Genomic DNA, 25,446 nt, shown 5'->3' with positions numbered 1-25,446 from the left:
GAGGGAACACGATGCGCTGGCAAACTCATACCGTTTTTAACCAACCAATACCCCTCAACAACAGTAACCTTTTTCTTTCTGATATCTCGTTAACCGAGGCTGTAGCCCGTGAAGGGGCTGGCTGGGATGCGGAACTTCTGGCAAGTATCGGCCAACAACTGGGTTCAGCTGAATCACTGGAGCTCGGCCGCCTGGCGAATGCCAATCCGCCTGAATTACTCCGCTATGATTCCAGCGGTGAGCGGCTCGATGATGTGCGCTTTTATCCTGCCTGGCATTTACTAATGCAAGGGCTGTGTGCCAATCGGGTACACAATTTGCCGTGGCAGGAAGATGCCAGGCAAGGCTCGTTTGTGGCCCGTGCTGCGCGCTTTGTTCAGCATGCGCAGGTGGAAGCAGGAACGTTATGCCCTATCACCATGACATTTGGTGCCACTCCTCTCTTACTTAAGCATCTACCCAAAGAGTTTCAGCCGTGGCTGAAGCCGCTACTCAGCGATCGTTACGATGCGCACCTCTCACCTGGCGCTCAAAAACGTGGCCTGCTCATCGGTATGGGCATGACTGAGAAGCAGGGGGGCTCAGATGTGCTCAGCAACACCACGCGTGCAGAGGCGATCGATAAACGCGGCCCTGGTGAAATGTATCGCATAGTCGGCCACAAATGGTTTTTCTCCGTTCCACAAAGCGATGCGCATTTGATTCTGGCGCAGGCGAAAGGCGGCCTTTCGTGTTTCTTCCTGCCGCGATTTTTACCCGATGGGCAACGTAACCAGGTTCGTTTCGAGCGTTTGAAAGACAAGCTCGGTAACCGCTCCAACGCCAGCAGCGAAGTTGAATTTTGCGATGCTACGGCGTGGCTTATCGGTGAAGAAGGTGAGGGAGTTCGCTCAATTCTCAAAATGGGTGGTTATACCCGCTTTGACTGTGCACTTGGCAGCCATGGCCTGATGCGCCGGGCGCTCTCTGTCGCGTTATATCATGCACACCAACGTCAGGCATTCGGCAAGATGCTGATCGACCTGCCGATTATGCGCCAGGTTCTGGGGCGTATGGCTTTGCAACTTGAAGGGCAAACGGCGTTTCTGTTTCGTCTGGCCCGCGCCTGGGAATCACCCGGTAATCCGCATGAGTTGGCTTATAGTCGGCTGTTTACGGCTGTGGCTAAATTTAGCGTCTGCAAATCGGGTATCCCCTTTGTCGCGGAAGCCATGGAAGTGCTTGGGGGAATGGGTTATTGCGAAGATAGCGAGTTGCCACGCATTTACCGTGAAATGCCGGTGAATAGTATCTGGGAAGGATCGGGCAATATCATGAGCCTTGATGTGCTGCGTGTTCTGGCCAAACATCCCGGTGCGATGGAGATGTTGCATGCGGAGTTTGACGAAGTGAAAGGGCAAAATCGGCATTTCGATCGTAGCTGGCGGCAGTTGCAACAGCGGCTTCGTAAGCCACAAGAGGAATGGGGCAGGGAAGTTACCCGAATGCTGGCTCTTCTGGCGACAGGTACCCAGGTTTTACAGCATCTCTCTCCACCGTTAGGTGAAGCCTGGTGCCGTATGATGCTGGACTCGCGGGGGGAAAGTGTTTTACCGAATCAGGTACTTATTGATGTACTACTCAGAGCGACAGGCCGCACAGGATAGAACAAAAAAGCCAGCGCCATAAAGGGGAGTATCAATGGCCGCTGGCTTATTTATGCATAAATAATGGCTTGTACACGCCAGCCTTCAGCAAGCTGGTTTTCCTGCATTTTAACGATGCGATAGTATGATGCTCCATGTTCGTCAGCCTTCAGGGCAATGACTTTCTCTACATCTTGCACGCTACCGGCAATACCATTCACAGAAATCATGCCGATTTCATTCAAACCCGTCACACAATCTGCGGCAACATCTTCTGCCGATTGTGCCGACGTTGTGATTAGCCCCACGGACAGCAGTAATGAGGTTAAGGCAAGCGATCGTTTCATAATTAGCTCCTTTAATACTTACCCTAAATCAGCAGGGCAATCCTTCGCGTGGGTGAACTTCAGACCTGTCCGTTGGCTGAGGTTCATTGTGCATAACAAACGATCAATTGACGCAAAGCTATGTAAATATGCATAAATTAAACACAGTGCTAAATTACTTACGGTACAAAATGGCCTGGGCATACCACTGACCAGGTACTACCGTCTCATCGTTTAGCACGATGACGTAATAATCCGCTTTGGCTGCAACAGCTTTCTCTTCTAGCGCTCGTTCTGCGTCCATCGGAGAGCCGTGCTCAAGTGTTGTCACCGTCCCTATTTTGGTCAAACCCTGCGTTTGGTAACGCTGGATTTCCTGAGGGGTTCCGGTTGCAGGCGGCGCTGGTTGTGGTGTCCCTTGTAACACGCTACAAGCACTGAGCGTGGTCGCAAGTAACACAGCTGATAGCAATCGCATGATCGTTTCTCGTCTCTTAATAGCCATAGTGTAGCCCCGGTTTTTTTCTGAGAAGAGGGAATGTTCCCATTTTGTTAGCTTCCCCGCGCTTTTTAATCACTTTCGAATGAAAATCGCTAAGCAGATCTCATAGTGAACAATAATCACAACCCATCAATGACTTGCCATCCACAGGACCCTGACATACAAAGGATATATCACACCAATATAGGGCTAATATCATGATTGAAATATATACCGAACAGCTTGCGGGCATTGAAGTTCTCCACGCTGTGCCCTCCGGGAAAAAAGAGTGCAAACTCCCGGTGGTATTTTTCTATCACGGTTTTACTTCCTCTAAACTGGTTTACAGTTACTTTGCGGTCGCTCTTGCTCAGGCTGGAATGCGCGTGATTATGCCCGATGCCGAGCAACACGGTGCGCGATTTAATGGCGATGACACCGCGCGGCTGTATCAATTCTGGTCGATTCTTAAACACAACATTGATGAGTTTTCGCCGCTTTATCAGGCTTTATCTGAACGCTATCCCGTAGATGAGCGACGAGTTGCTGTGGGTGGTGCTTCAATGGGAGGCATGACGGCTCTTGGTATTATGGCGCGTTATCCGCAAGTTCGCTGCGTGGCATGCCTGATGGGATCGGGATATTTTATGTCGCTTGGGCAAACGCTATTTTCACCACGAGCGGAAGAGGCTGAATCACTCAATGCACTCGCCGAATATGACATCAGCCATCAGCTAGAAAGCATCGGTAACCGGCCACTTTTGCTGTGGCACGGCGAGGATGATGATGTTGTTCCAGCGGCTGAGACATGGCGTTTGCAGCAAGCGCTAGTTGAGAAGGGGCTGGATAAGCAACTGATCTGCTTACGGGAACCAGGCGTCAAGCACCGCATTACGCCAACGGCTCTGGATGCCGCCAGCCGCTTCTTTAGTGAGAACCTTTAATTACACCAGAATCACTTGCACACCCTGATCTTCAAGTTTTTTGACCACTTCAGGGTTTGCTTGCTTACCGGTAATCACTAAATCAATCTGCTCCGTGCGGCTAAAGAGCATACCCGCGCGTTGCCCTACTTTTGAGCTATCGACCAATACAGCCAGCTTACCCACGACGCCCAGCATCTTTTGCTCTGCCATTGCGGTTAGCATATCCGTTTTATAAAGTCCTTCAGACGTCAGCCCTTTGCCACTGGTAAACATCCAGTGCCCGGCATACAGCGAAGTCTCGTTTTCTTGCGGCCCAAGGGTAATGGAGTGGCTTTTATTATATTGCCCGCCCATGATCACCACACTTTCATGATTTTCGTCGATAAGGTAATTAGCCAGCGGAAGATAGTTAGTAATGATCTGCACTGGTTTGCCACATATCTGCTGGCCGAGTAAAAAAGCAGTCGATCCGCAGTTGATCACGACACTTTCACCTTGTTTGACGAGCGCTGATGCAGCACTGGCAATACGGCTTTTCTCATCGTGATTTTGCGCCAGATGAATATTCATTGGCGTCCAGCGCAGGCGCTGCTGGCTAATGGCTTCGGCACCGTTACGGACTTTTTTCAGTCTGCCGCTCTCATCGAGCTTATTAATATCACGCCGTGCGGTCGCCGGAGAGATCGCCAGGCGTTCCATCACTTGTTCGACAGTCACAAATCCTGTTTGCTGGAGCAGTTCGAGCAGGATCTGGTGGCGTTGTGCTTCGGTCATGAATTTTTCCGATGAGAGATGATTTTTAAAGATGATATTTGAAATCAGATGGAATACCTAAAGGAAAAGCCGGATATTGACCCGGCTTCACAACATTACAAGAAGGACTTAAACGGCAGATCCGGTTCATGAGTAAAGCAATCATCAAACCCGCGTGGGTAGTGATATTCGAACTGATCTTTATCCAGCGGCCAGGTAAATTTGCCACCCACCTGCCAGATAAATGGCTTAAAGCCATACTTCAGTCGATCTTTCTTCATATTCCACAGCACACGGATCTCTTGCGGATCGGCCTGGAAATTCGACCAGATATCATGATGGAACGGAATGACCACTTTGGTATTCAATGACTCCGCCATGCGTAAAATATCAGCACTAGTCATTTTGTCGGTGATCCCGCGTGGGTTCTCGCCGTAAGAGCCGAGTGCGACATCAATCTGATGATCATTGCCATGTTTTGCGTAGTAGTTGGAATAGTGAGAATCTCCGCTGTGGTAAAGGTTGCCACCAGGGGTTTTGAACAGATAGTTGACTGCGCGTTTATCCATGCCATCAGGTAATATACCCGCCGCTTTTTCATCAGCAGGAAGCGTAATCAGCGCGGTACGATCGAAAGCATCTAGCGCATGAATTTCAATGTCTTTCACTTTCACGACATCACCGGGTTTCATTACGATGCAACGCTCGCGTGGAACACCCCAGCCAATCCATAAATCAACGCAGGTCTGCGGCCCAATAAATGGCACATCATCGGCACAGTTCTGCATCACTGCGGCCGCCACGTTCACGTCGATATGATCGTTGTGATCGTGTGTTGAAAGTACCGCATCAATATTGCGAATAGCGAAAGGATCGAGCACGAACGGTGTGGTGCGCAGGTTGGGCTGCAATTTTTCCACCCCAGCCATGCGCTGCATCTGGTGGCCTTGTTTCATCAGCGGATTGCCGTGGCTTTGCTTACCGGTACCACACCAGAAATCAACGCAGATATTCGCACCACCCTGGGATTTCAACCAGATACCCGTGCAGCCCAACCACCACATGGCGAAGGTTCCAGGGGCAACCACTTCCTGCTCAATTTCTTCATTCAGCCAGCTACCCCATTCCGGGAAGGTGCTTAAAATCCAGGATTCACGGGTAATCGTCTCAACCTTACTCATCAGCCTTCTCCTATCCATTTAGAATCAATAATCACAAGTGATCAAATTGTGATTTATATTGACATCAAATTTTTAAATTTAGAAGTTTTTTCTGACAGGTTATTTTGTGGATTTCACCTTTAAACACTTATTAAATGAAAAGGATGAAAGAGGTTTGTTTTTATATTTATATGTTTTTTAAGGTTTATTTGTCTTTTTTGATTGCTGGGAATTAACCGCAGTGTAATTGTGGAAAATAAATTGCGTACTTCCTCACAAATAATCATTTTCAATCTTGTTGTGATTATTTTTGACAAATAGAGTGAGGGCGAACATTACTTCCGCCTGTTTTCTGATCGAAACAGGGAGCGACTACCCTACGGAGAGCTTTATGGAGATCCTCTACAACGGCTTTATCATTTTCTTTAACCAGGTAATGACAAACGCCCCTTTGCTACTAGGGATTGTGACTTGTCTGGGCTATGTGCTTTTGCGTAAAAGCGTCAGCGTAATTATCAAAGGCACCATCAAAACGATTATCGGCTTTATGTTGCTGCAGGCAGGCTCCGGGATTTTGACCGGCACGTTTAAACCCGTTGTCGCGAAGATGTCTGAGGTTTATGGGATTAACGGCGCTATTTCAGATACTTATGCATCGATGATGGCGACGGTCGAAAGAATGGGCGACGCCTACAGTTGGGTGGGATACGCCGTGTTATTGGCTCTGGCACTCAATATTATTTATGTGTTGCTACGGCGTATTACGGGGATCCGCACCATCATGCTGACTGGTCACATCATGTTCCAGCAAGCGGGCCTCATTGCCGTGTTCTTCTTTATCCTCGGCTACCCAATGTGGACAACCATCATTTGCACCGCGGTGTTGGTTTCCCTCTATTGGGGTATCACCTCCAACATGATGTATAAACCGACACAAGCCGTGACGGAAAACAGCGGTTTTTCTATCGGTCACCAACAACAATTCGCTTCGTGGATTGCCTACAAAATCGCACCGTATCTAGGTAAAAAAGAGGAGAGTGTTGAAGATCTTAAATTACCGGGCTGGCTCAACATCTTCCACGACAACATCGTTTCCACCGCCATTGTTATGACGCTGTTTTTCGGCGTGATCCTTTGCTCATTCGGCATCGATGTTATGCAGGCGATGGCCGGTAAAACTCACTGGACTATCTACATTCTACAAACCGGCTTCCAGTTCGCGGTGGCGATTTTCATCATCGTTCAGGGCGTGAGAATGTTCGTCGCAGAGTTGTCCGAAGCCTTTAACGGTATCTCACAGCGCTTAATTCCAGGGGCGGTTCTCGCCATCGACTGCGCAGCTATCTACAGCTTCGCACCAAACGCAGTGGTGTGGGGATTCATTTGGGGAACCATCGGCCAGTTGATTGCCGTCGGCATTCTTATCGGACTCGGTTCTTCCATCATGATAATCCCAGGCTTTATCCCAATGTTCTTCTCTAACGCCACCATTGGCGTGTTTGCCAACCACTTTGGCGGCTGGCGCGCGGCGCTAAAAATCTGCCTGGTGATGGGCATTATTGAAATCTTTGGCTGTGTCTGGGCCATCAAACTCACCGGATTAAGCGCCTGGATGGGCATGGCTGACTGGTCGATTCTTGCACCACCATTAATGCAAGGGCTGACGCTTGGGTTGTGGTTTATGGGGGTGGTTATCGTGATTGCACTGATTTACATGTTCTTCGCCGGGCGCACTCTTCGCGCCGAGGAAGATGCAGAAAAACATCTGGCAGAGTCATCTGCCCACTAAAAGGATCTGGATTATGACGGTACGAATTCTGGCGGTATGCGGTAACGGGCAGGGTAGTTCCATGATCATGAAAATGAAGGTGGATCAGTTCCTGACGCAGCAGGGCGTCAATCACTCAGTAAACAGCTGCGCGGTGGGTGAGTACAAAAGCGAACTGAGCGGTGCCGATGTCATTATCGCCTCAACGCACATTGCTGGTGAAATCACTGTGGTAGGCAATAAATATGTGGTGGGTGTGCGCAACATGCTTTCGGCTGCGGACTTTGGACCAAAGCTGATGGAAGTGATTACTGCGCACTTCCCGCAGGATCTAAAATAGAGAGGCACCATGAAACTTCGTGACTCATTGGCTGATAACCACTCAATTTTACTTCAGGCGCAGGCGGAAACCTGGCAGGACGCGGTCAAGCTGGGCGTTGACCTGCTGGTAAAAGCGGATGTTGTAGAGCCGCGCTATTACCAGGCGATTCTGGATGGCGTCGCACAACACGGGCCTTACTTCGTAATTGCCCCTGGTCTTGCTATGCCACATGGTCGGCCAGAAGAAGGGGTCAAAAGTACCGGTTTTTCTCTGGTAACGCTGAAAACCCCGCTGGTGTTTAACCACGAAGATAACGACCCGGTGGATATTCTTATTACCATGGCTGCTGTTGATGCCACTACACATCAGGAGGTCGGCATCATGCAGATCGTTAATCTATTTGAAGATGAAGCCAATTTTGATCGTTTACGCGCCTGCCGCACCGCGCAGGAAGTGTTGGATTTAATTGATCGCGCTACGGCGTAGGCCCACAGTTTAAGGAGCTTTTTATGTCTCATTCATTACCGATGCTGCAAGTTGCGCTAGATAACCAGACCCTATCAGACGCTTACAAAACTACGCGCCTGATCGCTGAAGAAGTCGACATTATTGAAGTAGGAACCATTCTTTGCGTGGGCGAAGGCGTGCGCGCGGTGCGTGACCTCAAAGCGCTCTATCCACATAAAATTGTACTGGCCGATGCCAAAATTGCGGATGCCGGGAAAATCCTCTCGCGGATGTGTTTCGAAGCGCATGCTGACTGGGTTACGGTGATTTGCTGTGCCGATATCAACACCACTAAAGGTGCGCTGGAAGTGGCCCGTGAATTTAACGGTGATGTGCAAATCGAGCTGACAGGTTTCTGGACGTGGGAACAAGCCCAGGAGTGGCGTGCTGCGGGCATCGAACAAGTGGTTTATCACCGCAGCCGTGATGCGCAAGCTGCGGGCGTTGCCTGGAGCGAAACGGATATTAGCGCAATCAAACGCCTGGCTAATATGGGGTTTAAAGTGACGGTTACGGGTGGTCTTGCGCTTGAAGATTTACCGCTGTTTAAAGGCATTCCGATTCATGTATTTATTGCCGGGCGCAGCATTCGTGATGCAGCCTCACCTGTAGATGCGGCTCGCCAGTTCAAACGTGCTATCGCCCAGCTTTGGGGATAAGGACTGCTCATGTTGAATAAGCAAGTGCCGCTGGGTATTTACGAAAAGGCGCTTCCTGCCGGGGAGTGCTGGCGGGAAAGGCTACAACTCGCTGCCAGTCTGGAGTTCGATTTTGTCGAGATGTCGATTGATGAAACTGATGAACGCCTCGCACGGCTTGACTGGAGTCGCGAACAGCGATTTTCCTTGGTACAAGCCATCGCGGATACCGGGGTGCGCGTTCCTTCTATCTGCCTGAGTGCGCATCGCCGTTATCCACTAGGCAGTGAAAATGACGAAATTCGTAACCATGGGCTGGAGATCATGCGTAAAGCCATCAAGTTTGCGCAAGACGTTGGCGTACGCGTAATTCAGCTGGCGGGTTACGATGTCTATTACCAGCAAGCCAACGACGAAACCCGTCGCCGTTTCCGTGAAGGCCTGACTCAGGCTGTTGAAATGGCGAGCCGCGCCCAGGTCACACTGGCAATGGAAATCATGGACTACCCGCTGATGAACTCCATCAGCAAAGCGATGGGTTACGCGCATTACCTGAATAACCCTTGGTTCCAGTTGTATCCGGACATCGGCAATTTATCCGCATGGGATAACGACGTGCAAATGGAGTTGGAGGCAGGGCGCGGGCACATTGTGGCGGTTCACGTAAAAGACACGAAGCCCGGCGTGTTCAAAAATGTTCCCTTCGGCAGCGGCGTGGTGGCGTTTGAGGATTGCTTTGCGACCTTAAAACGCAGTGGCTACCGTGGCCCATATTTGATTGAAATGTGGAGTGAAGCTGCGGTAGATCCGGTTGCTGAAATTATCGCTGCTCGTGATTGGGTGCTCGCTCGCATGGCAACTGCCGGTTTGCTGGAGGCTGATTATGCAGCATCTTAAACAGCAGGTTTTTGAGGCGAATATGGCGCTTCCACGGCATGGTCTGGTGACCTTCACCTGGGGGAATGTCAGCGGTATCGACCGCGAGCGGCAATGCATTGCGATTAAGCCAAGCGGCGTGGCCTATGAGCAGATGTCTGCTGACGACATGGTGATAGTCGATATGAACGGTGCGGTGATTGAAGGGAAGTGCCGCCCTTCGTCTGATACCGCGACACACCTCGCACTATATAGGCAATATCCCGAACTCGGCGGCGTTGTTCACACTCACTCTACCCATGCCACCGCATGGGCGCAGGCTGGGCTAAGTATTCCGGCACTTGGCACGACACATGCTGATTACTTTTTTGGTGATATTCGCTGCACTCGCGCATTAACTATCGACGAAGTGCAGGGCGAATATGAGCTAAATACCGGCAAAGTGATTATCGAAACCTTAGGTAGCCATCACCCTCTGCACACGCCCGGCGTCGTGGTTTATCAACATGGCCCGTTTGCATGGGGGAAAACAGCCGAAGACGCAGTACATAACGCGGTGGTTATGGAGGAAGTGGCGCGAATGGCGTGGATTGCTCGTGGGATTAATCCGGCACTTAAACCTATCGACAGTTATTTGATGAACAAACACTTTCAGCGCAAACATGGCCCGAACGCTTATTACGGGCAGGGAAGATAAATACGCGAGATAATTGAAGTTACAGGCACATGGCTTTGGCCTTTTAAATCGCATTTGCGCGGGCTCCAACTCTCTTTAAATTTCAGTATGAAGCGTATAAAAAAGCCCCCGCAAGCGGGGGCAAGTCAAACGTTGGCTTTCTATGTCGTTGTGGTATTCCTGGTGTTAACGCCTTACTTCATTACCTCATTGCATTCTGCTACCGGTAAATGTCAGCGCTTACGCGCATATTGCCGTTACTACCGGGTTCTCTCATCAAAATAGTGTGGTAGTACTTTGCATTGTGCTGATCTGCATCCTCATGGATAGCAACTTCAGCTTCCTGTTCTGTCGCGAAGTTATGGTTGATATAAATAACCCCAAGGCTCATCACATCATCCATATTTTGTGCCTGGCGACCATCAATCTTGATCGCGGCAGCTGCATTTGAACTAAGCAAAATCGCCGCCAGAAAGGCTAAAACTGTAATTTTCATAATCCGCTCCACTACAACTTAATGTGTCAGCTGCGGTCGTCGCTCCTGTTAATAAATAGTGGCGGCCTATGGCAATAAGTGTAAACCCTTAGGGTTGGATAAAAAGCGACCATTTCTGATGATGTTGGTCAAAAATTTTAAGTGATCCAAGTCAAAGTTATAGATTTCACTGAGTTAGCGCTTGTTAGAAATTTAGCCTTCATGCAAAAGAATTAATTTCCATATAACCTTGAGTTTACTGGGCTCCGCTTGTATGATTACGCGTCAATTTTTTCAGCCGCCTTTATAAACACGTTCCTTGCTTCCATGGGCCGCGGCTGACCCTGACAGGAGGCTGAATAATCCGTAAGGAGCAATTCGATGCGTCATTACGAAATCGTTTTTATGGTCCATCCTGACCAGAGCGAACAGGTTCCGGGTATGATCGAACGTTACACTACTGCAATCACTGCAGCAGAAGGTACGATCCACCGTCTGGAAGACTGGGGCCGCCGTCAACTGGCTTACCCGATCAACAAACTGCACAAAGCACACTACGTTCTGCTGAACGTTGAAGCTCCGCAGGAAGTGATCGATGAGCTGGAAACTAACTTCCGCTTCAACGACGCCGTTATCCGTAGCATGGTTATGCGTACTAAGCACGCTGTAACCGAAGCTTCACCAATGGTTAAAGCTAAAGACGAACGTCGTGATCGTCGCGATGACTTCGCTAGCGAAACTGCTGATGATGCGGATGCTGGGGATTCTGAAGAGTAATTTCCAATGACGGCCAACCGCCTGGTGTTGTCTGGCACAGTGTGCAAGACGCCTCTTCGCAAGGTCAGCCCGTCAGGAATTCCTCATTGCCAGTTCGTGCTTGAGCACCGTTCTGTGCAAAAGGAAGCCGGTTTAGATCGGCAGGCGTGGTGCCGTATGCCAGTCATTATTAGCGGGCACGCACACTCAGCCATTACTCAAAGTATAACGGTCGGCACGGTACTCACAGTTCAAGGTTTCATTAGTTGCCATCAGGCAAAAAATGGTCTGAACAAAGTGGTATTGCATGCCGAGCAGATTGATTTGATAGATTCTGGAGACTAGCCTAATGGCACGTTATTTCCGTCGTCGCAAGTTCTGCCGTTTCACCGCGGAAGGCGTTGTAGAGATTGATTATAAAGATATCGCTACACTGAAAAACTACATCACTGAAAGTGGTAAAATTGTCCCGAGCCGTATTACCGGTACTCGTGCAAAATACCAGCGTCAGTTGGCTCGCTGCATCAAGCGCGCTCGTTACCTTTCTTTGTTGCCATATACTGATCGTCATCAGTAATCGGCCACTGTCCATTAACGACTTTGAGAGGATAAGGTAATGCAAGTTATTCTGCTTGATAAAGTAGCAAACCTGGGTAGCCTGGGTGATCAGGTTAACGTTAAAGCGGGCTATGCTCGTAACTTCCTGGTACCACAGGGTAAAGCTGTTCCTGCTACCAAGAAAAACGTTGAATTCTTCGAAGCACGCCGTGCAGAACTGGAAGCTAAATTAGCTGACGTTCTGACTGCTGCTGAAGCTCGCGCTGCGAAGATCAACGCACTCGAAACTGTTACTATCGCGTCTAAAGCTGGCGACGAAGGTAAACTGTTCGGTTCCATTGGTACCCGCGACATCGCTGATGCAGTAACTGCAGCTGGCGTTGAAGTGGCTAAGAGCGAAGTTCGTTTACCGAACGGTGTTCTGCGTACCACTGGTGAGCACGAAGTGGACTTCCAGGTTCACAGCGATGTATTCGCTAAACTGATTGTAAACGTTGTTGCTGAAGCGTAATTTACGCTGATTCACACGTAAAGACGCCGGCCTCGTGCCGGCGTTTTGCATTTCTGAACCGGCTAAAAAATTAGCGCGCCCGTACAAAACTGCCATCAGGCTGACGTGTAAATAGCACTTGCTGATCGTTGCCAATATCAATTGTCAGCCCCGTCACTACACCATTTGCATTCTGGCGAATCTGCACCATCTGCCCGGTTTGCAAAGTACTCAGTGGTTTGTTGCTACCTTCTACCTGCGCCATCGAATAAACATCAGCGGGCGGTAAATTATGATCGCGGAACAGCTGCGCCATAGTTTGCCCGGACTCTACGCGGTAAGAACGCCATTGCTGGTCAATATCGTTATTCTCATGCGGCACAGGCGCTTGCGTTTCTGCCTGTGGTTGCTCTTCAACACGTGACGGTTCGACAGGAGCTGAGTTCTCTGGCGGGTTGACTAAGTGGGCACGAATTGGGGATTGTGACTCAATAGAAAGTTGAGCATCGCGCGTAACTGGCACAGTAGGGGCATCAGGTGTAGGCCACAGGAAGCCGAGTACAACCACGATCGCCGCAATAATAATGCCACGGCGGTGCATCACCGGCAGTGGATCCATCAACCGGAAATTGTCGGGTGCATGCCAAATCCGCGCAAGCCAGGGTTTAACAGCGAATCGCATCGGCAACACTCCTCATTTCCACACAACGTGCTCTGTACATTTACCCACTCCATTATAGAACGCTAACTGTTTGATGCGCTGAATAATCCCGCGTAACGTGATTCTCAACCGCAATTTCACGCTCACTTAAACCATTGTTCCTGTTTCGCCTGCATTTGTCACCTTTGCCGCTTTTGCATTTTACCCGTCAGGTTGACGCTGCTATGCTGCGGGCTTGCTTTTAAATACCATTAAAGGAAATCCCATGACGACCCCTTCTTTTGACAGCGTCGAAGCGCAAGCAAGTTACGGTATTGGTTTACAGGTAGGTCAACAACTGAGTGAATCTGGTCTGCAAGGCCTGCTGCCAGAAGCACTGGTGGCTGGTCTGCGTGATGCGCTGGAAGGGAATGCCCCGGCAGTTCCGGTTGATGTAGTTCATCGCGCACTGCGTGAAGTTCACGAACGTGCCGACGCCGTTCGCCAGGAACGCCAGAAAGAACTGGCTGTTGAAGGCGTGAAATTCCTCGAAGAAAACCTGAAGAAAGACGGCGTGAGCAGCACCGAATCTGGCCTGCAATTCCGTGTTCTGACTCAAGGTACTGGTCCAATCCCAGCGCGTAAAGATCACGTTCGCGTGCATTACACCGGCAAACTGGTTGATGGCACTGTGTTCGACAGCTCCGTACAACGTGGCGAACCAGCTGAATTCCCGGTTAGCGGCGTTATCGCAGGCTGGATTGAAGCTCTGACTCTGATGCCAGTTGGCTCAAAGTGGGAACTGACTATTCCTCATAACCTGGCTTACGGTGAGCGTGGCGCGGGTGCGTCAATTCCTCCGTACAGCACTCTGGTTTTTGAAGTTGAACTGCTGGAAATTCTGTAAGCGTTCGAACGACCCCGCTTCGGCGGGGTTTTTATTTGGTGGTTAACAAAATTAGCGTGATTTTATCTGGTAAACGCTACCTTCCTGAGTGTTTTTGTGAGGTCGCTCACTTTATAGTCGTGATTTTGCACTCAAAACAAACATTAAATTAACAAATAATTTCTTTCTTAGTATTCATCCTGCCAATTCTTCCCTACTATCTTTGAGTTCCCCGGAACAACAACATCACATCCTCACTATTTTAATTTTTATAAAGGCCGGTAGAGCCTGAACACAACAGACAGGTACAGGAAAAATACAACATGGTAGATCAGATAAAGGTTTCTGACGTGGCTGAAGAGCCGTCAGAACAGTCTCTGCGGCGTAATTTAACCAACCGCCATATTCAGCTTATTGCCATCGGTGGCGCCATCGGAACCGGCCTGTTTATGGGCTCCGGTAAAACGATTAGCCTCGCAGGTCCATCCATCATCTTCGTATACATGATTATCGGCTTTATGCTGTTCTTCGTGATGCGCGCGATGGGCGAGCTGCTGCTTTCAAACCTCGAATACAAGTCATTTAGCGATTTTGCAGCGGACTTACTCGGCCCGTGGGCGGGGTATTTTACCGGCTGGACTTACTGGTTTTGCTGGGTGGTCACCGGCATGGCGGACGTCGTGGCGATAACTGCCTACGCACAGTTCTGGTTCCCCGGCTTATCGGACTGGGTGGCGTCGCTCGCGGTGATTGTTTTGCTGCTGAGCCTGAATCTGGCCACGGTGAAAATGTTCGGCGAAATGGAGTTCTGGTTTGCGATGATTAAAATTGTCGCCATCGTTGCGCTAATCGTTATCGGCCTGGTGATGATTTTAACCAACTTCCATTCCCCGTCTGGCGTAGAGGCTTCCATCAACAACTTGTGGAATGACGGCGGATGGTTCCCGAAAGGCATCAGCGGATTCTTCGCAGGCTTCCAGATAGCGGTATTTGCGTTTGTGGGTATTGAGCTGGTGGGAACGACGGCAGCAGAAACCAAAGACCCGGAAAAATCTCTGCCACGAGCCATCAACTCGATTCCGATCCGTATCATCATGTTCTACGTGTTTGCGCTGATCGTGATTATGTCGGTGACGCCATGGCGTTCCGTTGTCGCGGATAAGAGCCCGTTCGTTGAACTGTTTGTGTTGGTGGGCCTGCCTGCCGCCGCGAGTATCATCAACTTTGTGGTGCTGACCTCTGCGGCTTCTTCTGCCAACAGCGGAGTGTTCTCAACCAGCCGTATGCTGTTTGGCCTGGCACAAGATGGTATGGCACCGAAAGCATTCGCCAAACTCTCTAAGCGCGCAGTTCCGGCGAAGGGCTTGACCTTCTCCTGTATTTGCCTGCTGGGTGGCGTGGTGATGCTTTACGTGAACCCGAACGTGATTGCGGCGTTCACCATGATAACTACCGTGTCGGCGATTCTGTTTATGTTCGTCTGGACGATTATTCTTTGCTCGTACCTGGTGTACCGCAAACAGCGCCCACATTTGCACGAGAAATCGATCTACAAAATGCCGCTCGGCAAGTTTATGTGCTGGATGTGTATGGCGTTCTTCGTGTTTGTGATTGTGCTGTTGACGCTGGAAACTGATACCCGCCAGGCACTGATCGTGACGCCATTGTGGTTTGTGTTGTTAGGTGTGTGCTGGATGTTTATCGGCAAGAAGCGCATCGCGGCAATGCGTAAGTAATCATAATCCCCCTCGCCACAGGTGAGGGGGATTAACCTTTATTCCCCAGCCAAAGCCCGTGGGAACAGCACGTTATTCTCAAGACTGATGTGATTCATCAGATCGTCAATCAACTCATTAATTCCGTTATACATCGCTTTCCAGGTCGTGCAGGCTTCTGGTGGCGGCGTCACGTTATTGGTGGTGTGCTTAATAACTTCCAGCAATTCACCCGCTTCATCATGCTCACTTTCCATCACACTAATTGGGCCAGTCGCCCGTGAACCCATGCCTTGCTTGATCAAAGGGAACAGGATCTGTTCTTCTTTCATCATATGGCTGCTGAGTTCCTGATGCAGCATGGTGAGATACTTCGCCAGCCCCTTCGGTACGTTAGGCTTATCGGCATGCACGCGCTCAACTTTGGTGGCCTGAAGAATCAGCTCTGGCAGTTGTTCGCGGTGGCGGTCATGGTAGCGCACCAGAATGTGGTCGATGATTTCCGCCAGCGGTGCCGTGCGCCACTCTTTCTCAGTGGGTTCTTCAGCAAGAGCAGCAAGCTCGGCTTCGATCGCCTCGAGATCCAACTCTTTGCGCGTTGCGGCACGCTCAAGCGTCTGTTTACCACCACAGCAGAAATCGAGATCCAATTTACGGAACAGCGCCGAAGCGCGCGGAATAGTTAAAGCCAGTTCACCTAAAGCTTGATCGCGAAAAGCCATGAGCAGATACCTCGTTGTCGATAATATAAGATGCATATTAAATGCATCTTTAATCTGGCGCTATGACTATTTCGAGGTAAGGCGCTATTTGTCCGTCACGACAACCACTTCAGCGAGCGTGTTTTTCTGCGGTTTGGTCAACACAGCCATCACCACGCCAATCACCAGGCAAAAAATCCCCAGCAATGTCAGCAGAGGTGGCCAGCTATGGCGCAGCATAAAGGTGTAAGCCAGGCCTGCGAGCGTTTCAAAGACAATCAGCGGGCCGACGATAACGGTAGGCAAACGCTGGCTGGCGATGTTCCAGCATAGCGCGCCGAGCCAGGAACAGAACAGTGCGATGGCTAACATCAGTGTTAAAAACACTTCCGGGCGCGGGCCAAAGGGTAGGGTGAAATCAGTGTTGGTGCGCGACATCCACAGGCAGACGGCGATGTACCCGATCAGTGAAAAGGGCAGAATCGCCAGTCCCTGCGCCGTCGCCCACATCAGCGGATTTTTATCCGGGTTTTCGCGCAGCCAACAGGCGTTACGCAGCGCATACCACGCCCAACAGGCGACTGAAATAAACGCCAGGCTGATGCCGCTGATATATCGCCACCAGCTGAAATCAAGCTGCCCGGTGCGTAACTCTGCAGTATTTACCATCACAAGACCCAGGGCGATAATCACCAGTGCAGGCGCAAGTCGACGCCACGGTAGTTTGCCGTCACGTTTGCTGTAAAGCAGGTTGGCGAATACTGGAATCACCACCGGCAGCGTGCCGATAATCATGGTCGAAATCGGCGCGCCGGTACGCTGAATGGCGCTCGCGAGACACACGTAATAAATGAGATTGCCGACGGTAGAAAGCTTCAGCGCGGTAAACCAATCCGAACGTGTCAGTTGGCGCAAGCGCTGGCGGCCAAACCAGGCCAGCGGCAGCGCAATAAAGCCCAGCGCCAGATAACGCCCGGTCGACTGCATGGCAGCCGGGTAATCAGGAACAATCAACGGTCCGACGAAAATCAGCCCCCACATCAACCCTGCGAGCAGGGCGTACAGCACTCCAGTTAACATCTTCTATATCCAATAATGTCTTTGGAATGAGTGTAGGTGTGGCGGGATCAAAAATATTGTACCAGCTTGCGGTTTAGCTAACGGGTGACCTGTTTTTGATAGCGAACGGGCGTGATGCCATAACGCTGGGAAAAGGCGCGAGTCAGATGTGCCTGATCGGTTAATCCGCTGGCAGCGGCCACTTGCGCGGCAGGCATCCCACTGGTTAGTAATCGCTTAGCGTGCCAAAGACGGATCGCCATTAGCATCTGATGGGGGGTGACGTGGAAGTGTGCTTTGAACATGCGTTGAAAATGATAAGGGCTAAGCGAAACCACGGCAGCGAGCTCATCAAGCGTTACCGGTTGCATATAGTTATCGTGCAGATAGTCCCGAATTTGTTCAAAGCGGTGTGCGGACTCTGGCGTTCCGCCAGCCTGATGTTGAGCGTAAGGCTGGAAAGTTTCGATAAGATTCAGCAACAAACCTTGCTGGGTCAGCGAATCGCTTTCGCTCCACAAGCCATTAATTAATTGTGAAATACAACCTGCACGCAGCGGATCGTGTTTAACCACATCGCTAAACGACCAGTTGCGCGAGCCGGTCACGCTTTCAAGCAGTTCCGGCTCGAGATAAATCATGCGGTACTGCCAGCCGTCTTCCGTGGCGGCTTCGCCGGTGTGCAATTCATCCGGGTTCATCAGCACCAGCGAATCCTGCGCGGCAACATGTTGAACACCACGATAGCGAAAGCGTTCTGCGCCTCGCGTCACCGTGCCAATACCGAAAGCTTCGTGAGTGTGCGGTTCAAAGGCGTAACGCGAAATATGGGCGTGATAAAGCTCAACGCCGGGCAATTGTGGTAAATGCCGGAATTGAGCAATGTCTTTTTCATCGTTGAACAGTTCAGGAACGCCTTGCACATTAATCTCCTTCATACTTCAAGTTGCAGATGCGTTGGCTACGTTTGCTCCCCCGAATCACTTACTACAGTAAGCTCATCGGGACTCACTCTCTTGCCGCCTTCCTGCAACTCGAATTATTAAGGATATAGGATCTTCAGCTTTAACGGAAAGTTAACATTTACAGCGCCGCGCGCAGGCTCTCTGCAAGCGGAGTGGTTGGGCGGCCAATCAGGGTGCTTAGCTGGTGGCTATCATCAAACAGACCACCTTTGGATGCGCCAACGTCAGAGTTTGCCAACATTGCTGCTAGCCCTTCTGGCAGACCAGCACCGAGCAATGCTGCTTTAAAATCAGCTTCCGGCAAGTTCTGATACACCACGGTTTTTCCGCTCTGTTTGGTCAACTCAGCAGTCAGCTCAGACAGCGTCCAGCCGTGGTCGCCCGCTAGTTCGTAAACCTTGCCCGCCTGGTTGTCCAGAGTCATGACTTTAGCGGCTGCTGCGGCGTAATCAGCACGTGCTGCCGCAGCGATTTTGCCTTCGCCAGTGCTGCCAATAAACACGCCATGTTGCAGAGCAGGCGGTACGCTGGCGAGATAGTTTTCGGTATACCAGCCGTTGCGCAGCAGTACGAATGGAATGCCGGATTGTTTTAGCATTTCTTCGGTGGCGATATGTTCATCGGCAAGGCTCAGCGGCGAGGAGTCTGCATGCAACAGGCTTGTGTAGGCAATCAGTTTCACGCCTGCTTCTTTGGCTGCATCAATCACATTGCGATGCTGAACTGCACGCTGACCAACTTCACTTGAAGAGATAAGCAGCAGTTTTTCCACGCCATTCAGCGCTTGCACCAAAGCCGCTTTATCTTCATAGCTGGCAGCTCGTACCTGCACGCCACGGTTAGCAAATGATTGAATTTTTGCCGGGTTACGCACGATGGCAACCAATTGGTTAGCCGCAACGGTATTCAGTAATTCTTCAACAACGAGTTGGCCCAGTTGGCCGGAAGCGCCGGTAATCGCGATCATGATAAATCTCCTGTGGGTGTTCTGGTTAAGTTGTGCCACACTATCACCAGCACTAACTTAAAGTAAGTACGCACAAAAAGGTAAGTATGAAATGAGTGAGATTGAAATCCGTCCGCTGTCGTTAACTGAGCAAATGCGTGATGGCAATTTATTTGCTGAGCAGTGCCCGTCGCGCGATGTGTTAAAGCACGTCACCAGCCGCTGGGGCGTGTTGATTCTGGTGGCCTTGCAGGGTGGGACTCATCGTTTCAGCGACCTGCGCCGCAAGATGGGCGGTGTGAGTGAAAAAATGCTCGCGCAAACGCTGCAATGGCTTGAGGCCGACGGTTTTGTAAATCGAAAATCCTACCCGGTTGTGCCGCCGCATGTGGAATACAGCCTGACGCCGTTGGGTTTTGAAGTGGCCGAGAAAGTGGCGGAGCTAGCCGATTGGATTGAAGGGAATTTGCCGAGAGTAATGGCGTCCCGCAGTGAGCGAGACGCCTGATAACCTTCATCTTTCAAGCGCCAGATGCGTTGGCTGCATTCGCTCACCCGGTCACTTGCTCGTGCAAGCTCCCAGGAACTCGCTCAATTGCCGCCTTCCTGCCACTCGAAATCTATTGGTTATCTAACTGTTACTTACTTAAATCCAGCTGATAAATCGCAAACCCAATCTCGTCATTACCCACATTCTTCATCGGATACTGGCCTTTCTCTTTGATAAAGGTCGCCGCTTTGTCACCCGGAGAGGTTTCAAAGCGAATATCTAATTTCTGATTGCTGTGGATTGGCGCGAGACGCCAGTTGTTATCAGCAGCTGGGTGGATCTCTTTGCTTGCCGTAATCCAGTTCGCCAGCACCGAGCGGTTTTCATCTGGTGACGCGAAAGCGATATGGCTGTCGCCTGTTCCGGCAAACTTGCCGCCGTAAGCGCGATAGTTATTGGTTGCCACCAGGAAAGTCGCGTTCGGGTCGATTGGCTTACCTTTGAACGTCAGCCCTTTGATACGCTCAGCTTTCGGGTTCACCATCTGGCATTCGCCGTCGTAACGCGCAGGTTGTGACACATCAATCTGGTAATCCACGCCGTCGATAACATCAAAGTTATAGGTGCGGAAACCGTCCCAGTTGATCAGTGACTGCGGTTTCGTGCTGTTCACATCAATCTGGTTAAACTGCCCGGCGGAACATTCCAGCCATTCCTTGACCTCTTTGCCCGTGGCTTTCACTACCACCAATGTGTTCGGGTAGAGATACAAATCTGCGGCGTTACGGAAGGTTAACTGGCCTTTTTCCACTTCGACAAAACTGGCCGGGTCATTCTTACGCCCACCAACTTTAAACGGTGCGGCAGCGGAAAGTACCGGCAGGTTCGCCAGGTCCGGATCGCCCTGAATGTATTTTTCAACGTAGGCGAGTTGGGCGTTATTCACCACCTGCACCGTTGGGTCGTCCTGCACCAGCGCCAGGTAGCTGTACATATTGTCGGAAGATTTGCCGATTGGCTTGCTGACAAACTCGCGCGTGGCGTCGTGATCGTGCTTCATCACTTCCACCAGTTTGGCATCTTCCGGCACCAGGGCTTTCTTCGCCACGCTGTCATAAATTGGGCGCGCTTGCGCTTTGCTGCTGGTAACTTTCCATGCGCCACTATCGTTGTTCAGCACTAAATCAACCACGCCAAGATGGTCGCCCCACATGCCAGGCATCACCGCCGGAATACCGTTAAGCGTCCCTTTTTCGAGGTCAACACCTTTGATATTGGCAAAGTCTTTGCCTGGGAATACGGCGTGCGCGTGGCCAAACAGAATGGCATCCACGCCTGGCACTTCGCTGAGGTAATAAACCGAGTTCTCAGCCATCGCATGATATGGGTCGCTCGACAGGCCGGAGTGGGCGATAACCACCACTAAATCCGCCCCTTGTTTGCGCATTTCAGGCACATAATGGCGGGCCGTTTCGGTAATATCCTGCACCGTCACTTTGCCTTCCAGATTAGTTTTATCCCACGTCATGATTTGTGGTGGTACAAAACCGATATAACCGATGCGCAGCGTCTGCTCTTTGCCGTCTTTGTCTTTCACCACGGTTTCTTTAATCACGTAAGGTGTGAACAGTGGCTTATTGGTTTTGGCATCAATAATGTTGGCATTCACATACGGGAATTTGGCCCCCGATAGCGCCATATGCAGGTAATCGAGGCCGTAGTTAAATTCGTGGTTGCCCAGGTTGCCCACGGCGTAATCCAACGTATTGAGCGCCTTATAAACCGGGTGGATATCGCCTTTTTTGAGGCCTTTTGCCGCCATGTAATCGCCCAGCGGGCTGCCCTGAATCAGGTCTCCGTTATCGACCAGTACGCTGTTTACCGTTTCACCGCGCGCGGCGTTGATTAAACTTGCCGTACGCACCAGTCCAAATTTTTCCGTGGAGGTATCTTTGTAGTAATCGAAATCCATCATATTGCTATGGAGATCGCTGGTTTCAAGGATACGGAGGTCAACGGTTGCCGCATGAGCGCCGGTAGCAACCAGCATGGCCAGCATCGTTGCGCTAAACTTGATCATGATAAAAGGTCCTTTTTAGAGATAGGCCGCAAAAGGCTATGTATATAAACGTTGTTGCTTACAGATTTGTGAAGTGTGCCAGAAAAAGGGCGTAGTAAACCGGAATGGGTTCACAGATAGCGCAACCAGGCGTGATGAGATATAAGTAAAACAACAGGTTAATCGCACGACACAACATGAGGTGGAGAATGCTAGATAAAATTTGCCAACTGGCTCGGGAGGCTGGAGCTGCCATCATGCAGGTGTATGACGGGCAAAAGCCGCTAGAGGCGACCCAAAAATCCGATGATTCACCCGTAACTGCGGCGGATATCGCAGCTCACACCATTATCCTGCAAGGGCTGCAAACACTGACGCCGGAGATTCCGGTACTCTCAGAAGAAGATCCGCAGACCTGGGAAACCCGTCAGAGCTGGGATCGTTACTGGCTGGTGGACCCGCTGGACGGCACCAAAGAGTTTCTGAAGCGTAACGGGGAATTCACGGTCAACATCGCGCTTATCGAAAAAGGCAAAGCGGTGCTGGGCGTAGTGTATGCGCCAGTGCTGAACGTGATGTACAGCGCAGCAGAAGGCAAAGCCTGGAAAGAAGAAAACGGTGTGCGTAACCAAATCCACGTGCGTGATGCTCGCCCACCTCTGGTGGTGATAAGCCGTTCACATGGCGATGATGAACTCAAAGAGTATCTTCACCAGTTGGGCGAACACCAGACCACGTCTATCGGCTCATCGCTGAAGTTTTGCCTGGTGGCGGAGGGGCAGGCACAGCTCTATCCACGCTTCGGGCCAACTAACATTTGGGACACGGCAGCAGGCCATGCTGTGGCGGCCGCGGCCGGTGCTCACGTTCATGACTGGCAGGGTAAGCCACTCGACTACACCCCACGCGAGTCATTCTTAAACCCAGGTTTCCGCGTTTCTATTTACTAAACAACTATTTACTCAACAGTTCGCGCAGCAGGCTCATGACCTGCTGCACTTCTTCCTGTGTGAGTGGGCCATCTTTAGCAAACTGCACGCGGCCTTGTTTATCCAGCACCACAATCGCTGAACTGGCTTCTTCCAACTGCCAGGCACTCTTCGCCACGCCGTTGCTATCGACAATAAATTGCGACCACGGATACTGCTTTTTATTGCTCTCAAGGCTGCTGCGCACAAACATTCCGGTACCCATAATCGCGTCATCCGTGTTCACGATAGTCGTTGTCTGGTAGCGGTCATGCGGGAGTTTGGCTGCCTTAATCGCTTCAATCAGCCCGGCGTTCTTCTCTTTTGCGCTCGTGCGGCCAGCAATATGCTGCAGCACTCGCACTTTTCCCACTAGCTGCGCGCTATTCCAGTTTTTATAGCTAAACTTATCATTGTCGAGCATCAACTCGCCTTTATCCGTAATACCAATAGGCGAGACTCGCTGATTTTTCTCAAAGTTATGTGCCGATGCCGCAAGTGGCAGTAGCAGCAGGGCAAGCGCAAGGGTTTTACGTAGGGACATGAGAACTCCTATCTTATTATTTGTGAAAAGTTTGCAGGTGATCCGACCACTTCGTCGTGACGTTTTAAGCATATGTGCTGAATAGCCATCTGTCCCGCAACAACAATGCCAGTTTGCGGGCGACCGCACATATCCCTGTTTTTTGAAGGCTTAGACTGAGTTTTGTTTACAATTACAAAGAATATTCTGAGAAATTGTAATCATACGGTAAATAAGATTGTGCAAACTAGGTGTCGGTTTGTATATGGACTATAGTTTCCAGGCACCAAATTTTTCGCCTCGTTTTGTCGGACCAAATGTGGAACCGCAGGGGTGTTAACACTGCAGGAGAGAAGAAGAATGAAAATTTTCCAACGGTACAACCCGCTTCAGGTGGCGAAGTACGTGAAAATCCTGTTCCGTGGACGGTTGTACATCAAGGACGTTGGCGCTTTTGAATTTGATAAGGGCAAGATTCTTATCCCAAAAGTGAAAGATAAGCAGCATCTATCTGTTATGTCTGAAGTAAACCGCCAGGTAAAACATATGCAGGCGGAATTGGCGTAAGGCCAAAAGAAGTACCAAAAACGGCACCCAAGGGTGCCGTTAGTGTTTCTGAGTTTTGGGAATTACGCTGCGTTCTGATCTTCAGCATCAGGCAGTTTTGGCGTCAACGGTGTCGGCTTATTGTCGATACGCGTCACCAGCAATTGGTCGATGCGGTAGTTATCGATATCCACTACCTCGAACTTATACCCGGAGAACTTCACCGAGTCGGTGCGTTTCGGGATTTTTCGCAGCATAAACATCATAAAGCCGCCGATGGTTTCGTAATTGCCATTCTGCGGGAACTCGTCGATATCCAGCACGCGCATCACGTCGTCAATCGGCGTACCGCCTTCAACCAGCCATGAGTTCTCGTCACGGGCAACGATTTGTTCTTCCATACCCTGGCCGACCAGGTCACCCATCAGCGTCGTCATTACGTCGTTCAGCGTGATAATGCCTACCACCAGCGCATATTCGTTCATGATAACCGCGAAGTCTTCACCGGCAGTTTTGAAGCTTTCCAGCGCTTCGGAGAGCGTTAACGTATCCGGCACAATCAACGTATTACGTAGATGCACACCGCTGTTAAGCGCCATGCTCTGGTTGCCCAGTACGCGGTTCAGCAGTTCTTTGGAATCAACGTAGCCAACGATATGGTCGATATCACCATTACACACCAGGAACTTGGAGTGCGGGTGCTCGGCAATTTTATTCTTCAGGCTTTGCTCATCTTCATGCAAATCAAACCAGATGACGTTTTCGCGTGAGGTCATTGACGAGGGCACCGTACGTGATTCGAGCTCAAACACGTTTTCAATCAGCTCATGTTCTTGCTTACGCAACACGCCAGCCAGCGCACCGGCTTCAAACACGGCGTAAACATCGTCAGAGGTGATGTCGTCATTACGCACCATCGGCAATTTGAAAATGCGGAAAATAACGTTTGCCAGGCCGTTAAAGAACCATACCAGCGGGCGGAAGATAAACAGACAGAAGCGCATCGGGTTGATGATTCGCAAAGCAACAGATTCAGGCGAAATCATACCGATGCGTTTCGGGGTGAGGTCTGCAAACAGAATGAACAAGCTGGTGACCAGGGTAAAGGAGATGATAAAGCTCAGTTGGTCAGCCATTTCTGGCGAGAAGAAGCGCTCCAGAAGCACTTTAAATGCCGGGGAAAATGCCGCATCGCCGACGATACCGCCGAGAATCGCAACCGCGTTCAGGCCAATCTGCACTACGGTAAAGAACATGCCAGGACTTTCCTGCATTTTCAGTACGCGTTGCGCGTTAAGGTTGCCATCATCAGCCAGCAGCTTGAGTTTTATCTTGCGGGAAGCAGCCAGTGAGATCTCCGAAATTGAGAAGAATGCACTGACGGAAATAAGAAGAAGTATTAATAAAATACTGTTTAACATAGTTTATCCGGCTTAGAGCCAGAGCCTCGGAAGGAAAGTTGAAAATCTAAGGGTTAGTACATTTTGACTGCCAGTCCGTGGAGGTTGGGCCAGCAATTTCAACGGGTAGTATAGCGTAAGGGTGCATGGGGCTGCCAGAGGGCAAAATTTGGGCTGCTTTTATTGGGTTATTTAGTTTATTCCATCAATT

At 50.5% G+C, this 25,446-nt stretch carries 30 protein-coding genes; 17 read left to right on the top strand and 13 right to left on the bottom strand.

Annotated elements, in window-relative coordinates:
* Positions 1–11 precede the first annotated feature (11 nt).
* The gene (locus tag LVQ79_RS16000) at positions 12–1,646 is read left to right on the top strand and encodes an isovaleryl-CoA dehydrogenase (protein WP_232865691.1); all 1,635 of its coding nucleotides are present in this window, start codon (positions 12–14) and stop codon (positions 1,644–1,646) included.
* A 50-nt stretch (positions 1,647–1,696) separates the two neighbouring features.
* On the opposite strand, the gene LVQ79_RS15995 is transcribed toward LVQ79_RS16000, so the two are convergent.
* Both LVQ79_RS15995 and bsmA read right to left on the bottom strand, forming a co-directional pair.
* Positions 1,697–1,972 (bottom strand): YdgH/BhsA/McbA family protein, encoded by a 276-nt coding sequence (locus tag LVQ79_RS15995; RefSeq protein ID WP_034461185.1) that lies wholly within the window; start codon positions 1,970–1,972, stop codon positions 1,697–1,699.
* A 154-nt stretch (positions 1,973–2,126) separates the two neighbouring features.
* Complete coding sequence (gene bsmA, locus LVQ79_RS15990) at positions 2,127–2,456, bottom strand: biofilm peroxide resistance protein BsmA (protein ID WP_232865690.1); 330 nt, start codon at positions 2,454–2,456, stop codon at positions 2,127–2,129.
* 194 nt (positions 2,457–2,650) lie between these two features.
* Between bsmA and yjfP the strand changes: the two genes are divergently transcribed.
* Positions 2,651–3,376, top strand: a complete 726-nt coding sequence (gene yjfP / locus LVQ79_RS15985; RefSeq protein ID WP_232865689.1) for an esterase — start codon at positions 2,651–2,653, stop codon at positions 3,374–3,376.
* On the opposite strand, the gene ulaR is transcribed toward yjfP, so the two are convergent.
* Both ulaR and ulaG read right to left on the bottom strand, forming a co-directional pair.
* Positions 3,377–4,132: an HTH-type transcriptional regulator UlaR gene (gene ulaR / locus LVQ79_RS15980; protein ID WP_232865688.1), complete on the bottom strand. Its 756-nt coding sequence runs from the start codon at positions 4,130–4,132 to the stop codon at positions 3,377–3,379.
* 95 nt (positions 4,133–4,227) lie between these two features.
* Positions 4,228–5,292, bottom strand: coding sequence for an L-ascorbate 6-phosphate lactonase (ulaG, locus tag LVQ79_RS15975; protein WP_232865687.1), 1,065 nt, complete (start codon positions 5,290–5,292; stop codon positions 4,228–4,230).
* Between the two features lie 370 nt (positions 5,293–5,662).
* Here ulaG and ulaA point away from each other — a divergent pair, with 370 nt between their 5' ends.
* From ulaA to LVQ79_RS15945, 6 genes are read left to right on the top strand one after another with little or no spacing between them, the layout of a single operon-like run.
* On the top strand, positions 5,663–7,060 hold the full coding sequence (gene ulaA / locus LVQ79_RS15970; RefSeq protein WP_232865686.1) for a PTS ascorbate transporter subunit IIC: 1,398 nt from the start codon (positions 5,663–5,665) through the stop codon (positions 7,058–7,060).
* A gap of 13 nt (positions 7,061–7,073) precedes the next feature.
* Positions 7,074–7,379: a PTS ascorbate transporter subunit IIB gene (gene ulaB / locus LVQ79_RS15965; RefSeq protein ID WP_151994091.1), complete on the top strand. Its 306-nt coding sequence runs from the start codon at positions 7,074–7,076 to the stop codon at positions 7,377–7,379.
* A 9-nt stretch (positions 7,380–7,388) separates the two neighbouring features.
* Positions 7,389–7,847, top strand: a complete 459-nt coding sequence (ulaC, locus tag LVQ79_RS15960) for a PTS ascorbate transporter subunit IIA (protein ID WP_151994090.1) — start codon at positions 7,389–7,391, stop codon at positions 7,845–7,847.
* Positions 7,848–7,870: 23 nt separating this feature from the next.
* Positions 7,871–8,527, top strand: a complete 657-nt coding sequence (locus LVQ79_RS15955) for a 3-keto-L-gulonate-6-phosphate decarboxylase UlaD (RefSeq protein ID WP_232865685.1) — start codon at positions 7,871–7,873, stop codon at positions 8,525–8,527.
* A gap of 9 nt (positions 8,528–8,536) precedes the next feature.
* On the top strand, positions 8,537–9,403 hold the full coding sequence (locus tag LVQ79_RS15950) for an L-ribulose-5-phosphate 3-epimerase (RefSeq protein WP_232865684.1): 867 nt from the start codon (positions 8,537–8,539) through the stop codon (positions 9,401–9,403).
* Positions 9,390–10,079, top strand: a complete 690-nt coding sequence (locus tag LVQ79_RS15945) for an L-ribulose-5-phosphate 4-epimerase (protein WP_232865683.1) — start codon at positions 9,390–9,392, stop codon at positions 10,077–10,079. Before LVQ79_RS15950 ends, LVQ79_RS15945 begins: the two co-directional genes overlap by 14 nt.
* Before the next feature lie 199 nt (positions 10,080–10,278).
* Here LVQ79_RS15945 and yjfY read toward each other — a convergent pair whose 3' ends face one another.
* A complete protein-coding gene (yjfY, locus tag LVQ79_RS15940; RefSeq protein WP_232865682.1) occupies positions 10,279–10,554 on the bottom strand; it encodes a DUF1471 family protein YjfY in 276 nt (91 codons plus the stop codon).
* 360 nt (positions 10,555–10,914) lie between these two features.
* Between yjfY and rpsF the strand changes: the two genes are divergently transcribed.
* The 4 genes from rpsF to rplI are packed head-to-tail and all read left to right on the top strand — an operon-like array spanning position 10,915 to position 12,358.
* Complete coding sequence (gene rpsF, locus LVQ79_RS15935; protein WP_064515710.1) at positions 10,915–11,310, top strand: 30S ribosomal protein S6; 396 nt, start codon at positions 10,915–10,917, stop codon at positions 11,308–11,310.
* A 6-nt stretch (positions 11,311–11,316) separates the two neighbouring features.
* Positions 11,317–11,634, top strand: a complete 318-nt coding sequence (priB, locus tag LVQ79_RS15930; RefSeq protein ID WP_034461190.1) for a primosomal replication protein N — start codon at positions 11,317–11,319, stop codon at positions 11,632–11,634.
* A gap of 4 nt (positions 11,635–11,638) precedes the next feature.
* On the top strand, positions 11,639–11,866 hold the full coding sequence (gene rpsR / locus LVQ79_RS15925; protein ID WP_002210155.1) for a 30S ribosomal protein S18: 228 nt from the start codon (positions 11,639–11,641) through the stop codon (positions 11,864–11,866).
* Between the two features lie 39 nt (positions 11,867–11,905).
* A complete protein-coding gene (rplI, locus tag LVQ79_RS15920; protein ID WP_151994085.1) occupies positions 11,906–12,358 on the top strand; it encodes a 50S ribosomal protein L9 in 453 nt (150 codons plus the stop codon).
* 70 nt (positions 12,359–12,428) lie between these two features.
* Here the strand turns inward: rplI and LVQ79_RS15915 are convergent, their stop codons facing one another.
* On the bottom strand, positions 12,429–13,025 hold the full coding sequence (locus LVQ79_RS15915; protein WP_232865705.1) for an OapA family protein: 597 nt from the start codon (positions 13,023–13,025) through the stop codon (positions 12,429–12,431).
* A gap of 238 nt (positions 13,026–13,263) precedes the next feature.
* Between LVQ79_RS15915 and bamJ the strand changes: the two genes are divergently transcribed.
* The gene (gene bamJ / locus LVQ79_RS15910) at positions 13,264–13,884 is read left to right on the top strand and encodes a BamJ family beta-barrel-assembly machinery protein (protein ID WP_034461196.1); all 621 of its coding nucleotides are present in this window, start codon (positions 13,264–13,266) and stop codon (positions 13,882–13,884) included.
* Positions 13,885–14,186: 302 nt separating this feature from the next.
* Entirely contained in the window at positions 14,187–15,599 is a 1,413-nt protein-coding gene (gene cycA, locus LVQ79_RS15905) for a D-serine/D-alanine/glycine transporter (protein WP_151994083.1), read from the top strand.
* A gap of 38 nt (positions 15,600–15,637) precedes the next feature.
* On the opposite strand, the gene ytfE is transcribed toward cycA, so the two are convergent.
* From ytfE to LVQ79_RS15885, 4 genes are all read right to left on the bottom strand, one after another.
* Positions 15,638–16,300: an iron-sulfur cluster repair protein YtfE gene (ytfE, locus tag LVQ79_RS15900; RefSeq protein ID WP_232865681.1), complete on the bottom strand. Its 663-nt coding sequence runs from the start codon at positions 16,298–16,300 to the stop codon at positions 15,638–15,640.
* 84 nt (positions 16,301–16,384) lie between these two features.
* Positions 16,385–17,359 carry a DMT family transporter gene (locus LVQ79_RS15895; RefSeq protein ID WP_232865680.1) on the bottom strand — a complete coding sequence of 325 codons (975 nt, stop codon included), beginning with the start codon at positions 17,357–17,359 and terminating at the stop codon, positions 16,385–16,387.
* Between the two features lie 77 nt (positions 17,360–17,436).
* On the bottom strand, positions 17,437–18,261 hold the full coding sequence (locus LVQ79_RS15890; RefSeq protein WP_232865679.1) for an AraC family transcriptional regulator: 825 nt from the start codon (positions 18,259–18,261) through the stop codon (positions 17,437–17,439).
* Positions 18,262–18,421: 160 nt separating this feature from the next.
* Positions 18,422–19,270 carry an SDR family oxidoreductase gene (locus LVQ79_RS15885; protein WP_232865678.1) on the bottom strand — a complete coding sequence of 283 codons (849 nt, stop codon included), beginning with the start codon at positions 19,268–19,270 and terminating at the stop codon, positions 18,422–18,424.
* A gap of 91 nt (positions 19,271–19,361) precedes the next feature.
* Between LVQ79_RS15885 and LVQ79_RS15880 the strand changes: the two genes are divergently transcribed.
* Positions 19,362–19,757, top strand: a complete 396-nt coding sequence (locus tag LVQ79_RS15880; protein WP_232865677.1) for a winged helix-turn-helix transcriptional regulator — start codon at positions 19,362–19,364, stop codon at positions 19,755–19,757.
* Between the two features lie 130 nt (positions 19,758–19,887).
* Here LVQ79_RS15880 and LVQ79_RS15875 read toward each other — a convergent pair whose 3' ends face one another.
* A complete protein-coding gene (locus LVQ79_RS15875) occupies positions 19,888–21,819 on the bottom strand; it encodes a bifunctional 2',3'-cyclic-nucleotide 2'-phosphodiesterase/3'-nucleotidase (protein ID WP_232865676.1) in 1,932 nt (643 codons plus the stop codon).
* A 188-nt stretch (positions 21,820–22,007) separates the two neighbouring features.
* Here LVQ79_RS15875 and cysQ point away from each other — a divergent pair, with 188 nt between their 5' ends.
* Positions 22,008–22,748 (top strand): 3'(2'),5'-bisphosphate nucleotidase CysQ, encoded by a 741-nt coding sequence (cysQ, locus tag LVQ79_RS15870; protein WP_232865675.1) that lies wholly within the window; start codon positions 22,008–22,010, stop codon positions 22,746–22,748.
* Between the two features lie 4 nt (positions 22,749–22,752).
* Here the strand turns inward: cysQ and LVQ79_RS15865 are convergent, their stop codons facing one another.
* The gene (locus LVQ79_RS15865) at positions 22,753–23,310 is read right to left on the bottom strand and encodes a YtfJ family protein (protein WP_151994057.1); all 558 of its coding nucleotides are present in this window, start codon (positions 23,308–23,310) and stop codon (positions 22,753–22,755) included.
* Positions 23,311–23,649: 339 nt separating this feature from the next.
* On the opposite strand from LVQ79_RS15865, the gene LVQ79_RS15860 reads away from it, so the two are divergent.
* On the top strand, positions 23,650–23,856 hold the full coding sequence (locus LVQ79_RS15860) for a DUF1107 domain-containing protein (protein ID WP_151994056.1): 207 nt from the start codon (positions 23,650–23,652) through the stop codon (positions 23,854–23,856).
* 62 nt (positions 23,857–23,918) lie between these two features.
* Here the strand turns inward: LVQ79_RS15860 and paeA are convergent, their stop codons facing one another.
* Positions 23,919–25,256: a polyamine export protein PaeA gene (gene paeA, locus LVQ79_RS15855; protein ID WP_151994055.1), complete on the bottom strand. Its 1,338-nt coding sequence runs from the start codon at positions 25,254–25,256 to the stop codon at positions 23,919–23,921.
* Positions 25,257–25,446 lie beyond the last annotated feature (190 nt).

The organism is Buttiauxella cochleicola (assembly GCF_021282405.1).
In the GTDB taxonomy this organism is placed as follows: Bacteria; Pseudomonadota; Gammaproteobacteria; order Enterobacterales; family Enterobacteriaceae; genus Buttiauxella; species Buttiauxella massiliensis.
The sequence above is the reverse complement of the archived record's forward strand: the minus strand, read 5'-3'. Positions and strand labels throughout refer to the sequence as shown.